13 protein-coding genes are annotated in these 11,755 nt (G+C 72.4%); 7 read left to right on the top strand and 6 right to left on the bottom strand.

The annotated features are described in order from the left end of the window. Together ABZ948_RS39530 and ABZ948_RS39525 are read right to left on the bottom strand one after the other, a co-directional pair. Positions 1 to 761: maltotransferase domain-containing protein (locus ABZ948_RS39530; RefSeq protein WP_359767966.1), on the bottom strand; the 761-nt coding region annotated here is incomplete at its 3' end. 74 nt (positions 762 to 835) lie between these two features. Beyond that, positions 836 to 1,171 carry a DUF5133 domain-containing protein gene (locus ABZ948_RS39525; protein WP_359767965.1) on the bottom strand — a complete coding sequence of 112 codons (336 nt, stop codon included), beginning with the start codon at positions 1,169 to 1,171 and terminating at the stop codon, positions 836 to 838. A 362-nt stretch (positions 1,172 to 1,533) separates the two neighbouring features. Between ABZ948_RS39525 and ABZ948_RS39520 the strand changes: the two genes are divergently transcribed. Together ABZ948_RS39520 and glgX are read left to right on the top strand one after the other, a co-directional pair. After that, on the top strand, positions 1,534 to 2,046 hold the full coding sequence (locus ABZ948_RS39520) for a pep a2 (protein ID WP_359767964.1): 513 nt from the start codon (positions 1,534 to 1,536) through the stop codon (positions 2,044 to 2,046). Next, complete coding sequence (glgX, locus tag ABZ948_RS39515; protein ID WP_359767963.1) at positions 2,043 to 4,199, top strand: glycogen debranching protein GlgX; 2,157 nt, start codon at positions 2,043 to 2,045, stop codon at positions 4,197 to 4,199. The genes ABZ948_RS39520 and glgX overlap by 4 nt, the downstream gene beginning before the upstream one ends. A gap of 45 nt (positions 4,200 to 4,244) precedes the next feature. On the opposite strand, the gene ABZ948_RS39510 is transcribed toward glgX, so the two are convergent. Beyond that, the gene (locus ABZ948_RS39510) at positions 4,245 to 5,048 is read right to left on the bottom strand and encodes a VOC family protein (RefSeq protein ID WP_359767962.1); all 804 of its coding nucleotides are present in this window, start codon (positions 5,046 to 5,048) and stop codon (positions 4,245 to 4,247) included. Between the two features lie 251 nt (positions 5,049 to 5,299). Between ABZ948_RS39510 and ABZ948_RS39505 the strand changes: the two genes are divergently transcribed. Further along, complete coding sequence (locus tag ABZ948_RS39505) at positions 5,300 to 5,641, top strand: ANTAR domain-containing protein (protein WP_359767961.1); 342 nt, start codon at positions 5,300 to 5,302, stop codon at positions 5,639 to 5,641. Between the two features lie 54 nt (positions 5,642 to 5,695). Here ABZ948_RS39505 and ABZ948_RS39500 read toward each other — a convergent pair whose 3' ends face one another. Then, positions 5,696 to 6,487, bottom strand: coding sequence for an RNA polymerase sigma factor SigF (locus ABZ948_RS39500; RefSeq protein ID WP_359767960.1), 792 nt, complete (start codon positions 6,485 to 6,487; stop codon positions 5,696 to 5,698). A 282-nt stretch (positions 6,488 to 6,769) separates the two neighbouring features. On the opposite strand from ABZ948_RS39500, the gene ABZ948_RS39495 reads away from it, so the two are divergent. From ABZ948_RS39495 to ABZ948_RS39480, 4 genes are all read left to right on the top strand, one after another. Beyond that, positions 6,770 to 7,225 carry a MarR family winged helix-turn-helix transcriptional regulator gene (locus tag ABZ948_RS39495; protein ID WP_359767959.1) on the top strand — a complete coding sequence of 152 codons (456 nt, stop codon included), beginning with the start codon at positions 6,770 to 6,772 and terminating at the stop codon, positions 7,223 to 7,225. Further along, positions 7,222 to 8,079, top strand: coding sequence for an ABC transporter ATP-binding protein (locus tag ABZ948_RS39490; protein ID WP_359767958.1), 858 nt, complete (start codon positions 7,222 to 7,224; stop codon positions 8,077 to 8,079). The genes ABZ948_RS39495 and ABZ948_RS39490 overlap by 4 nt, the downstream gene beginning before the upstream one ends. Beyond that, positions 8,039 to 8,905 carry an ABC transporter permease gene (locus ABZ948_RS39485; protein WP_359767957.1) on the top strand — a complete coding sequence of 289 codons (867 nt, stop codon included), beginning with the start codon at positions 8,039 to 8,041 and terminating at the stop codon, positions 8,903 to 8,905. Before ABZ948_RS39490 ends, ABZ948_RS39485 begins: the two co-directional genes overlap by 41 nt. A 191-nt stretch (positions 8,906 to 9,096) precedes the next feature. Next, positions 9,097 to 9,618, top strand: a complete 522-nt coding sequence (locus tag ABZ948_RS39480; RefSeq protein WP_359767956.1) for a hypothetical protein — start codon at positions 9,097 to 9,099, stop codon at positions 9,616 to 9,618. Between the two features lie 24 nt (positions 9,619 to 9,642). On the opposite strand, the gene hemC is transcribed toward ABZ948_RS39480, so the two are convergent. After that, positions 9,643 to 10,578, bottom strand: a complete 936-nt coding sequence (hemC, locus tag ABZ948_RS39475; RefSeq protein WP_359767955.1) for a hydroxymethylbilane synthase — start codon at positions 10,576 to 10,578, stop codon at positions 9,643 to 9,645. A gap of 68 nt (positions 10,579 to 10,646) precedes the next feature. Further along, complete coding sequence (locus ABZ948_RS39470; RefSeq protein ID WP_359767954.1) at positions 10,647 to 11,669, bottom strand: questin oxidase family protein; 1,023 nt, start codon at positions 11,667 to 11,669, stop codon at positions 10,647 to 10,649. Between the last annotated feature and the right edge of the window lie 86 nt (positions 11,670 to 11,755).

Below are 11,755 nucleotides of genomic sequence, written 5' to 3'. Positions count from 1 at the left end.
CCCTTGCGGAAGGTGGTGCCGATGGGGTGGATCGGCGGCAGGTACACCACGTCGAAACCCATCGCGGCGATCTCCGGCAGCCGCCGGGCGGCGGTCCGGAACGTACCGTGCGGCCGCTCGGGAGTGCCCTCCGAGCGCGGGAAGAACTCGTACCAGGAGCCGTACAGGGCCCGCTCGCGCTCGACGAGGAGGGGCAGCGGCTCGGAGGTGCTGACCAGGTCCCGCAGGGGGTGCCGGGCCAGGACCGCGTCCACCTCCGGCGTCAACGCCGCCGCCAGGCGCGCGGCGGGGGACAGCGTGTCGTCGCGCAGTGCCCGGGCCGCCGCGAGCAGCACACTGCGGCCGGCCTCCTTCGGTACACCGGCCGCAGCCCGCTCGTACAGGTCGGCGCCCTCCTCCAGGACCAGGCCCGGGTCGATGCCGGCCGGAACCTTTATGCCCGCCGTGTGACGCCAGGTGGCCACCGGATCGCTCCAGGCCTCCACCCGGTACGTCCAGCGGCCCACGGCGTCCGCGGTGACCTCGGCGCCCCACCGGTCACTGCCCGGGGCCAGCTCCCGCATCGGCGTCCACGGGCCGGGACGGCCCTCGGGATCCTTCAGCACGACATTGGCGGCCACCGCGTCGTGCCCCTCCCGGAACACGGTGGCGGTGACCTCGAACGTCTCACCCACGACCGCCTTGGCCGGCCGGTTGCCGCTCTCCACGGCCGGGCGGACGTCCCGTACCGGGATGCGGCCGATGGCCCGGGTCCTCCTCATGGTCCTCACCTCCACCGTGCTGGGAACGCCGGGCCCGGAGCCCGGTTCAGGGGACGAGATGTGCGCGAAGGCCGCTACCTTCCCGCCGGGGAGCGGCGCTCCGCCGCAGCGGAACGCCGCTCCACCGCCGGCGGTCTTCGTCCGACCGCGGCGGCCGGACGCGGCCGTTCGTCCTGTTCCTGCGGGCGGGTCTCCTGCAGATAGGCGACCTGGTTCGTGCGCAGGTACCGCTCCGCCGCGTCCGCCGCCTCCCGCGCGCACCGCTTGCCCATCAGCACGCAGAGCGTGTAGCCGGAGTCCTCGAACGTGGTCCGCACCGTGCGGTCGTTCGGTGCCGCGAGCATCACGCGTTCCCAGGCCCGGTAACGCCGCAACTGCCGGGCGACTTCGGCTTTGGCGGGTAGCAGCATGGCGCCGATCACCTTTCGGGCTCGAGGGGCACGGTCTCCCGACGGTCGGACGGCGGCCGTGCGCACAGCGGCACGGACCCGTAACGGCGATCGAGTTCTTCACACATGGTGCACGGGTGACGACGCAGCGTCTTGTTGGATCTTCAACCAGTGGCGGTTCGGCCGCGTCGTGCCGGCCCTCAGAGTGTGCTCACTTGTGTGCTCCACCGCCTCAACCGTGCGCTCGTGTTGCACGAACGGGCTAGCACCCTCAGGCTGAAGGTGACTCAGAAGCGATACGCGCTCACGTTCCGTGTTCGGGGCTCGTCCCGCAGGACCGCGGGAGCGAGGAGGAGCTGAGCTTCGCGGTGAGGAGCCGACCGATGAAGACCGCAGTGCCCTGCTACTACCACCTCGACGTGGAAGTCAGCCCGGAACGGGTGGGACAGGTCAGCCGCATTCTGGCCGCTCACCTGAGGTTCTGGGACCTGGACAACCTGGTCCAGCCCGTCTGCGGCGGTGCCGAGATGCTGCTCAAGGCCATCGACGAACACGCCACGGACAAGAACACGTCGATCGAGATGTGGTGGAACGGGCAGCACCTGATCACCGCCATCGGGGACAACGACCGCGCCCTGCGCCCGGACCAGGAGCTGCGGGGCTGCCTGGAGCACCTCGCGGCCATGAGCGACGGCTGGGGCTGCTGCGCCACCGAGACCGGCAGCAAGGTCATCTGGTTCTCGCAGCGCGCTCGCGCCGGCGAACGCGTCCCGCTGGTGCCGACCGCGCCCGCCCCGCAGGAGCGCGAGGGCCTGGAGGTGCCCCGCGAGGAGCGCGTCGCGCAGCTGGCCGGCCCCGCCGTCACGCCGGACGAGGTCCTGGAGGAGGCCCGGTGACGCGGCGGCAGACACGGAAAGGGGCGTCCGCCTGGAGCGGGCGCCCCTACCCCCTGGGCGCTTCCTACGACGGGGAGGGCACCAACTTCGCGCTCTTCAGCGAGGTGGCGGAGCGCGTCGAGCTGGTCCTCGTCGACGACGACGGCACACACACCCGGGTACCGCTGAACGAGGTCGACGGCTTCGTGTGGCACGGCTACCTCCCCGGCGTCGGCCCCGGCCAGCGCTACGGCTACCGCGTCCACGGGCCCTGGGTCCCCGCCCTCGGCCACCGCTGCAACCCGGCCAAGCTGCTCCTGGACCCGTACGCCCAGGCGGTGGACGGGCAGATCGACAACCACCCCTCGCTGTACGAGCGGGACCCGGACGGCCCCGACCCGGCCGACAGCGCCGGGCACACCATGCTCGGCGTGGTCACCGACCCCGCCTTCGACTGGGGCGACGACACCCGGCCCTGCCGGCCCTACGCCGACACGGTGATCTACGAGGCACACGTCAAGGGGCTGACCCGCACCCACCCCGAGGTGCCCGACGAACTGCGCGGCACCTACGCCGGACTGGCCCACCCCGCGGTCGTCGAGCACCTCACCTCGCTGGGCGTCACGGCGGTGGAGCTGATGCCGGTCCACCAGTTCGTCCACGACGGCGTGCTGCACGACCGCGGCCTGTCGAACTACTGGGGCTACAACACCATCGGCTTCTTCGCGCCGCACAACGGCTACGCCGCCCACGGCACGCGGGGCCAGCAGGTCACCGAGTTCAAGCAGATGGTGAAGACCCTGCACGCGGCCGGGCTCGAAGTGATCCTCGACGTGGTCTACAACCACACCGCCGAGGGCAACGAGCTGGGCCCGACCCTGTCGTTCCGCGGCATCGACAACTCCTCGTACTACCGCCTGGTCGACGGCGACTGGGAGCACTACTACGACACCACCGGCACCGGCAACAGCCTGCTGATGCGCCACCCCTACGTGCTCCAGCTGATCATGGACTCGCTGCGGTACTGGGTCACCGAGATGCACGTCGACGGCTTCCGCTTCGACCTCGCGGCCACCCTGGCCCGGCAGTTCCACGAGGTGGACCGGCTCTCGGCGTTCTTCGACCTCATCCAGCAGGACCCGGTGATCAGCCGCGTCAAGCTGATCGCCGAGCCGTGGGACGTCGGCGAGGGCGGCTACCAGGTGGGCAACTTCCCGCCGCTGTGGTCGGAGTGGAACGGCATGTACCGCGACGCGGTCCGCGACTTCTGGCGCGGCGAGGACCACACCCTCGGCGAGTTCGCCTCCCGCCTGACCGGCTCCTCCGACCTGTACCAGCACAGCCGGCGCCGCCCGCGCGCCAGCGTCAACTTCGTCACCGCGCACGACGGCTTCACCCTGCGCGACCTCGTCTCCTACAACGACAAGCACAACGAGGACAACGGCGAGGACAACCAGGACGGCGAGAGCACCAACCGGTCCTGGAACTGCGGCGCCGAGGGCCCGACCCGCGACCCGGCCGTCCTGGAACTGCGCGGCCGCCAGCAGCGCAACTTCCTCGCCACGCTGCTGCTGTCCCAGGGCATCCCGATGCTCTGCCACGGCGACGAACTCGGGCGCACCCAGCGCGGCAACAACAACGCCTACTGCCAGGACAACGAGATCTCCTGGATCGACTGGCGGCTCACCCGGGAACAGCGCGACCTGCTGGAGTTCACCCGGTACGTCATCCGGCTGCGCACCGGCCACCCCGTGCTGCGCCGGCGCCGCTTCTTCCTCGGCGAGACCCTGACCCGCGCCGACCAGCCCCTGCCCGACCTGGTGTGGCTGGCGCCGGACGCCACCGAGATGACCGACGACGACTGGCAGCGCGGCGACGCGCACTCCGTCGGCGCCTTCCTCAACGGCGACGCCATCGCCGAACCCGACCCGCGCGGACGCCCCGTCGTCGACGACTCGTTCCTGCTGCTGTTCAACAGCCACTGGGAGCCGGTCGACTTCCGCCTCCCCGGCGCCGCCTACGGCGAACGCTGGACGGCCCTCATCGACACGGCCGACCCGGAGGGCACACCGGACGAGTCCGAGCACAAGGCCGGCACGGTCCTGACGGTCGACGCCCGCAGCCTGGTCCTGCTGTCACGACCGTCCCGGGCGTCGCGCCGCAAGGGCGGGTGACGAACGACGGCCGCTCCTGACGACGGCTCCCGGATGCCCAGGCAGTCAGCGGTCCCGGCGTGCCGTCACCGTGAACTGGGCGCCGTCGTGGTCGCGCAGCACCGCCTCGTCGCCGCCCTTGGACAGCACGCTGCCGCCGTGCAGCTCCGCGGCGCGGGCGCAGGCCTCCACGTCGTCCACGGTGAAGTGGACCTGCCAGTGCGGCCGGATGGTGGGGTCGGGGGCCGCTTCCAGCGCGCCGGACTCGATCCGCGCCACCACGTCACCGCGGCTGCGCAGCACGACCTCGCCGCCCTCGTAGTGCACCTCGCAGCAGCCGGGGCGCTCCGAGGCCCAGTCGAGGACCTCGCCGTAGAAGATGGCCGCGTCGAAGGCGTCCCGGGTGTGCAGCGTGATGAAGGCCGGCTGGGCGTTGCGCCAGGTCTCCCAGTCCGTGAAGAGGTCGCCCTCCCAGATCCCGAACGTCGCCCCGTCCCGGTCGGCCAGCAGCGCCGCCCGCCCCGGGGGCAGCGAGATCGGCCCGACGGCGACCGTGCCCATGCGCTCCTGCACCCGTGCCACCGCGTCGTCCGCGCTGCGCACCGCGAAGTACGGCGTCCAGGCCACCGCCATCTGCCACATGGTCGCCACCCCGGCGATCCCGGCCACCGGCGAGCCGTCGGCCAGCGCGATCCGGAACCGGTCGCCGAGCTTGGCCGGCCGCCACTGCCAGCCCAGCACGGCACCGTAGAACTCCTCGGTCGCCTTGACGTCCCGGCTGGTCAGACTCACCCAGCAAGGCGCGCCGAACACGGAATGTGATGAGACGACGTCCTTCGTGCCGAAGGAGGTGGGCATGTCGTGGTTCATGGCAGTCGCGTCCTGATCTCGTCGGCCTGGCAGACACCGGAGGAATGACACCAGTGTCCAACCGGAACCGCTGTGGGCGCCTGCCGAGTACCCCGGCGGCGGTGCCGAAACGGTGTCGTGAACCGGCTGGTCCGCCCCGGTGGCAGCGGGCGGGCCGAGTGACGACGATGGATGGGTCGGACACTGTGTCAGGGCACTCAAGCACCCGCTGGGGCCCTGGCGGCAGCGGCGCACCGGACCCGGAGGTGACCATGCCCACGGACGGGGGCTCGGAGCGGATCTTCGAGCTGCAGGAGGAGATCCAGCAGCTGAAGGAGGCGGTCGTCTCCCACGCCGTCGTGGACCAGGCGATCGGGATGGTCGTGGTGCTCGGCCGGGTCTCGCCCGACCAGGGGTGGGCCGTGCTGAAAGAGGTCTCCCAGCACACCAACATCAAGCTGCGCAACGTCGCGGAACTGATCATCATCTGGGGGCGCACCGGCGTGATGCCGGAGGAGATCCGGGCCGAACTGGAGGACGCCCTCGACCGCGCCGGTCCGACCCAGATCCCCGGCGCGCCGCCGGAACTCCCGGGAACGCCGCCGGAGGCCTGACCCTCCGGCGGCGCCGGCTCCCCCCGGCCCCCATGCGTCAACGGCCCCCGTGCGTCAACGGGCGTCGTCGAGCAGCTCCTCCCGCAGATGGGCGAAGCAGCTGCTGAGCAGCCGGGAGACGTGCATCTGCGAGATACCGAGCTGCTCCGCGATGCGGCTCTGCGTCATGCCCTTGAAGAACCGCAGGTAGAGGATGATCCGTTCGCGCTCCGGCAGGGCCTCCAGGCAGGGCTTGACCGCCACGCGGTTGACGACGGTGTCGAAGGCCGGGTCCGGCCCGCCGATCGCGTCCCCGAGGGCGTAGCCGTCCGTGCCGGGCATCTCCGCCTCCAGCGACAGCGCGGAGAAGCACTCCAGGGCCTCCATGCCGGTGCGCACCTCGCCCTCGGTGAGGTGGGCGTACTCGGCGATCTCGGCGACCGTGGGGGCGCGGCCCGGCGTGGTCTGCGACAGCTCCTTGGCGGCGTGCCGCACCCGGTTGCGCAGGTCCTGGACCCGGCGGGGCACGTGCAGCGTCCACATGTGGTCACGGAAATGCCGCTTGATCTCGCCGGTGACGGTCGGCACGGCGTACGCCTCGAAAGCGTTGCCGCGCGCCGGGTCGTAGTGGTCGACGGCCTTGACCAGACCGAGGGCCGCCACCTGGTAGAGGTCCTCCAAGGCCTCGCCGCGGCCCCGGAAGCGGACGGCGATCCGCTCCGCCATCGGGAGCCAGGCCTCGACCAGCTCGTCGCGCAGGGCCTTGCGCTCGGGCCCCTCGGGCAGCCGCGCCAGACGGGCGAACGCCGCGGCGGTGTCGGGGGCGTCGTCGTGGGGGTGCGTTCGGGTGCTGCCGGCGATACGCATGGTGCGCACCTCCCTGAGCAGGTGCTGGATGGACAGACACCATGGGAAGCACGGAGTCGGACCTCGCGGAGGGCACCGGGGCCCGGCAGGCCGGCTCCCACGGACGTGCCTCCTGTCCGAAGCACTTCCCTGCCCATTCCCGAGCAGGGACATAACCAAACAATTCTGACAATACGGCATTCGGGGGCCCGTGGCTCCGCAGTCGCTCGGCATGCCCGTCTCTTGACCCTCCTTGACCGCACCTTGGATCGATTAGCTCTGTTACAGAGCTAATGTCGCCGCATGGAGCCGGAGACCTTCCCCGAAGAGCTGGCCGACGCGCTCGTCGGGGTCCAGCGGCTGATCCGGCGGCGCCTGCGGCGCGAGATGCCCGACCCCCGGCTGCGCGGCGCCGAGGCGGAACTGCTGCGCCTGGTCGTCACCCGGCCCGGCATCGGTATCTCCGACGCGGCCAAGGAGCTCGGGCTCGCGGCCAACTCGGTGTCGACCCTGGTCAACCAGCTGGCCCGGGCGGGCTACCTGGCCCGCGAGACCGACCCGGCGGACCGGCGGGCCGCCCGGCTGCTGCCCACGCCCGCCGCCGAGACCCGGCTGCGCGAGTGGCGCCGCCGCCGCGCGGACCTCGTGCGCCGGCACGTGGCGGGCCTGGACGAGACGGACCGCCGGGCCCTGCTCGCCGCGATCCCGGCCCTGCGCAAGCTGGCCGACACCCTGCACGAGGAGGCCGAGGAGTCATGACGCGGGACACCGACCGGGGGCAGGCCGACGCCGTCGTCTGCACCGGGCTCACCTACGCCTTCGGCGACACCAACGCCGTGGACGGACTCGATCTCACGGTCCGGCCCGGCGAGGTCTTCGGCCTGCTCGGCCCGAACGGCGCCGGCAAGACCACCGCCATCCGCTGCCTCACCACCCTGCTGCCCGTGCCCTCCGGCAGGGTCCGCGTCTTCGGTCTCGACGCCGCCGGGGACCGCATGGCCGTGCGCCGCCTGCTCGGCTACGTGCCGCAGCAGCTGTCCGCGGACGCCGGACTCACCGGACGGGAGAACGTCGCCCTGTTCGCCCGGGTCTTCGACGTGCCCCGCCGGGAACGCGCCGAGCGCGTCGCCCAGGCCCTGGCCGCCGTCGACCTCGCCGGCGCCGCCGACCGGCGCGCCGCCACCTACTCCGGCGGCATGGTCCGCCGGCTCGAACTCGCCCAGGCTCTGGTCAGCGCCCCGCGCCTGCTCATCCTCGACGAGCCGACGATCGGGCTCGACCCGATCGCCCGCACCGGCGTCTGGGAGCACATCGGCGCCGTGCGCGCGGCCACCGGCATGACCGTGCTCGTGACCACCCACTACATGGACGAGGCCGACCAGTACTGCGACCGCGTCGCCCTGATGCACCGCGGCCGGATCCGGGCCCTCGGCACCCCCGCCGAACTCCGGGAGGGGCTCGGCGCCCGCCGCCGCGCCGCGGGCACGGCCCCGGACGCGCCGCCCACGCTGGAGGACGTCTTCCGGGACGTGGCGGGCAGCGGTCTCGACGACGAGGCAGGAGATTTCCGCGATGTCCGAAGCACCCGCCGCACCGCCCGCCGTGTCGGCTGACCCCGCCCCCGCCCACCCCGACGGCATCGGCCTGCTGCTGAAACCCCCGCGGCCCCGCGCCGGATGGCGGCTGCTGCCCGCCCGGGTCGGCGCGATGTGCGCGGTCGAACTGCAAAAGCTGCGCCACGACCGCACCGAGCTGTACACCCGCGCGGTCCAGCCGGCCCTCTGGCTGCTGATCTTCGGCCAGACCTTCAGCCGCATCAGGGCCATCCCGACCGGCGGCATCCCCTACGTCGACTACCTGGCGCCCGGCATCATCGCCCAGTCCGCGATGTTCATCGCCATCTTCTACGGCATCCAGATCATCTGGGAGCGCGACGCCGGCATCCTGAACAAGCTCCTGGTCACCCCGACCCCGCGGTCGGCGCTGATCACCGGCAAGGCGTTCGCGGCCGGTGTGAAGTCACTCGTCCAGGCCCTCGTCGTCCTGCTCATCGCCGCCCTGCTCGGGGTGGCCCTGACCTGGAACCCGCTCAAGCTGCTCGCCGTCGCCGCGATCGTCGTGCTCGGCTCGGCGTTCTTCTCCTGCCTGTCCATGACCATCGCCGGCATCGTCCTCAGCCGCGACCGCCTCATGGGCATCGGGCAGGCGATCACCATGCCGCTGTTCTTCGGCTCCAACGCCCTCTACCCGGTGTCCGTGATGCCGGGCTGGCTCCAGGCCGTCAGCAAGGCCAACCCGCTCAGCTACGAAGTGGACGCCCTGCGCGGCCTCCTCCTCGGCACACCCCACCACCTGGGGACCGACTTCGCGGTGCTGCTCGTGGCCGCCGCGCTCGGCATCACCGCCGCCTCGGCCCTGCTGGGCCGTCTGGCCCGTTGATCTTCACCCGGGAAAGTGATGTGCGGCACGCCCCGGCAAACGCTTTCTCCGACTGTTTCCGGATAACCGCTGGGCACGGCTTGATCACCGATCAAAAGGGATGAACTGCCTGGCCACAGCGCATTCTGCTCATTTGACAGTCCGCTCGGACCACAGATAGGAAGCAGCTTCCAGAGGTCGAGAGGTGCAGCGTGTACGAGCCGAACGTGGTCGGGGACTGGCAGGAGTACGACGAGCATGCCGGTCTGCGCGTCCGCGTCCACCGTCTGGAACTGGCCGAGCCGCCCCGCGGCCGGGACGACGCCGCCGACGGACTGACGTACTTCTGCCTCCGCGTGACGGTCGAGAACCGTGGCAGCCGGCACCTCGGCATCCACCTCGAGGACGGCCAGATCGACGTACGCATCGGCCCGGACGGGGAGAGCGCCTTCCTCGACTGGCGCAACTCGCAGTTCATCGAGGGCTTCGACGTCTATCCGCTGCGCCGGGCCACCGCCGTGCTGTACGCGGCCGGCGCCGAGGCGTCCCTGGGCCTGGTGGACGTCCAGGTGCAGCTGCGCGTCGAGGAGGAGTGGACCGACCGCCGGCTCTGGTCGGGCGGTATCGGCGCGCACGAGGGACCGGCCGGAGCCCAGCAGGGCGCCGTGCGCGACAGCCTGGCGCACCAGGTGAGCGTCTTCCTTCGGGATCAGGCGGAGGAAGGCACCGCCTGATCCGGCGTCAGGGCATCGCGGCCGTCAGTGCGGGATGCCGTCGATGATCTCGCGGGCGCCCTGCCGCAGCAGAGCCACGGCGACCGAGGTGCCGAGCGTGGCCGGGTCGAGCCGGCCCGCCCACTCGTGGGCGTTCAGCCGGGTCTTGCCGTCCGGCGTGAACACACAGGCGCGCAGGGACAGTTCACCGCTGCGGTCCACCTGGGCGAAGCCGGCGATGGGGCTGTTGCAGTGCCCCTGGAGCACGTGCAGGAACATGCGCTCGGCGGTCGTCTCCCGGTAGGTGTCCGGGTCGCCGAGGCCGCTCACCGCGTCGATCAGGTCGGCGTCGCCCTCACGGCACTGGAGCGCCAGGACGCCCGCGCCGATGGGCGGCATCATCGTCTCGGGCGACAGGATCTCGCTGATCACGTCCGTCCGGCCGATGCGCTCCAGTCCGGCGACCGCGAGCAGCAGGGCGTCGGCCTCTCCCGCCTCCAGCTTCGCCAGGCGGCGGTTGGCGTTGCCCCGGAACGGCACGCACTCCAGGTGGGGGTGCGTGGCGGCGAGTTGAGCGACCCGGCGCACCGAGGAGGTGCCGATGCGCGTCCCGGCCGGCAGCTCGTCCAGGGTGAGCCCGCCGGGGTGGATGAGGGCGTCGCGGATGTCGTCCCGCTTGAGGAACGCGGCGAAGACCGTGCCCGCCGGGAGCGGCCGGTCGGCCGGCACGTCCTTCACGCAGTGCACGGCGAGGTCGGCCTCCCCGGCCAGCAGCGCCGCGTCGACCTCCTTGGTGAACGCGCCCTTGCCCTCGACCTTGGACAGGTCGCCCATCCACTTGTCGCCGGTGGTCTTCACCGGGACGACCTCGGTGCGCACTCCGGGGTGGGCGGCGGCCAACTCGGCCCGGACGCGCTCGACCTGGGCGAGTGCCATGGGGGAGTCGCGGGAGACGATGCGGATCAGTTCGGGGACGGACATGCGGACACGATAGACCCTCCCCGGGGTGCGCCGGTGCCGTACCTCCCCCGATCGCCCCTCGGCGCACGTCAGTTCGGGGCGAGCGGCTCGCTCAGTTCGACGGCGCGCAGGGCCGCGGCCAGGGCCCGTTCGTCGCCGACGTCGAGGGCGGTGTCGGTGAGCTTGATGACGTGCTCGTCGCCGTGGGCGAGGGCCTGCTCCAGCACCTCGTCCGCCGTGCGTCCGGGCGCGGGGACGGGGGCGGCGGGCCCGGCCGGGGCGTACATGGCGGTGACCGCCGCGGACGCGGTCCACGCGGCGTGCAGACTCGGCGCCCACAGTTCGCGCGGCAGGGAGGGGAGGGTGCGCAGCACGGCGTTGGGTGCCGTCGCCGCGTGCACGAGCATGGTCTCCTCGCCGTGGCCGTGGGTGGCGTACCGGTGGGTCGCGGCCCGGACCAGCTCGGTCAGGCGGGCCCGGGCGGTGTCCGGGTCGGTCACGTCGCCCGCCCAGCGCGGCAGCCGCCGTACGGCCGCGAGCCGGTCCGGGAACCCGCCCCTGGGGTCGCTGATGGGCGGGACGGCGTCCAGCGACCGGGCGGCACTCGGCGCCGGGGGCAGCGGCGCGATGCCGGACACGGGGCGGTGCCGGGCCGCCCAGTAGCCCAGGCCGTGGGCGAGTTCGGCGAGCCGCGGTGCGCTCTCCCCGGCTTCCAGGGCCCGTACGGCGTGCCCGACGCGGATGACGGGGTGGGTGGAACCGCCGTAGATCCCGGGCAGCAGGCGCGGCCACCAGACGGCGAGGACGTCCCGCCAGGGCTGTTCGGCGAGTGCGCGGCCGAAGTGGCCGATCCAGTCCGCGGCCCGGCGCGGATCGCCCAGCGCCTCACGCCAGTCGGCGTCCGTCACGGCGGCGTGGGGCCGGGGAAAGTCCTCCAGCTTGGGCCGGTACAGGTCCAGCCAGCGGTGCACGGCGTCCGCCCGGCCGTGCGCGGCGAGCGCCTCCACCACCATGGGGGCGTGGTTGGTGAGTCTGCCGAGTCGCTCCGGGCCCGAGGCGTGCAGGCGTTCGAGGGCCTCTTCGAGCGTTCCTGTCGTGTCGTGCGAGTCCATGGCGGGACGCTATGCGGCCCCCCGGGACCGGCGGATCGGACGCGGGGCGGAAAGCGGACCCGGCCGGGGGACCTAGGCCCCCGGCC

Source organism: Streptomyces olindensis (assembly GCF_040645895.1).
Classification (GTDB): domain Bacteria; phylum Actinomycetota; class Actinomycetes; order Streptomycetales; family Streptomycetaceae; genus Streptomyces; species Streptomyces olindensis.
Note: the sequence above shows the minus strand (reverse complement) of the source record. Positions and strands in the feature narration are given on the sequence as shown.

Bases quoted from the DNA above. Each gene is read 5' to 3' on its own strand.
- ABZ948_RS39525 (WP_359767965.1), bottom strand. From the start codon at position 1,171: ATGCTGCTACCCGCCAAAGCCGAAGTCGCCCGGCAGTTGCGGCGTTAC.
- ABZ948_RS39520 (WP_359767964.1), top strand. From the start codon at position 1,534: ATGAAGACCGCAGTGCCCTGCTACTACCACCTCGACGTGGAAGTCAGC.
- ABZ948_RS39510 (WP_359767962.1), bottom strand. From the start codon at position 5,048: ATGAACCACGACATGCCCACCTCCTTCGGCACGAAGGACGTCGTCTCA.
- ABZ948_RS39505 (WP_359767961.1), top strand. From the start codon at position 5,300: ATGCCCACGGACGGGGGCTCGGAGCGGATCTTCGAGCTGCAGGAGGAG.
- ABZ948_RS39500 (WP_359767960.1), bottom strand. From the start codon at position 6,487: ATGCGTATCGCCGGCAGCACCCGAACGCACCCCCACGACGACGCCCCC.
- ABZ948_RS39495 (WP_359767959.1), top strand. From the start codon at position 6,770: ATGGAGCCGGAGACCTTCCCCGAAGAGCTGGCCGACGCGCTCGTCGGG.
- ABZ948_RS39490 (WP_359767958.1), top strand. From the start codon at position 7,222: ATGACGCGGGACACCGACCGGGGGCAGGCCGACGCCGTCGTCTGCACC.
- ABZ948_RS39485 (WP_359767957.1), top strand. From the start codon at position 8,039: ATGTCCGAAGCACCCGCCGCACCGCCCGCCGTGTCGGCTGACCCCGCC.
- hemC (WP_359767955.1), bottom strand. From the start codon at position 10,578: ATGTCCGTCCCCGAACTGATCCGCATCGTCTCCCGCGACTCCCCCATG.
- ABZ948_RS39470 (WP_359767954.1), bottom strand. From the start codon at position 11,669: ATGGACTCGCACGACACGACAGGAACGCTCGAAGAGGCCCTCGAACGC.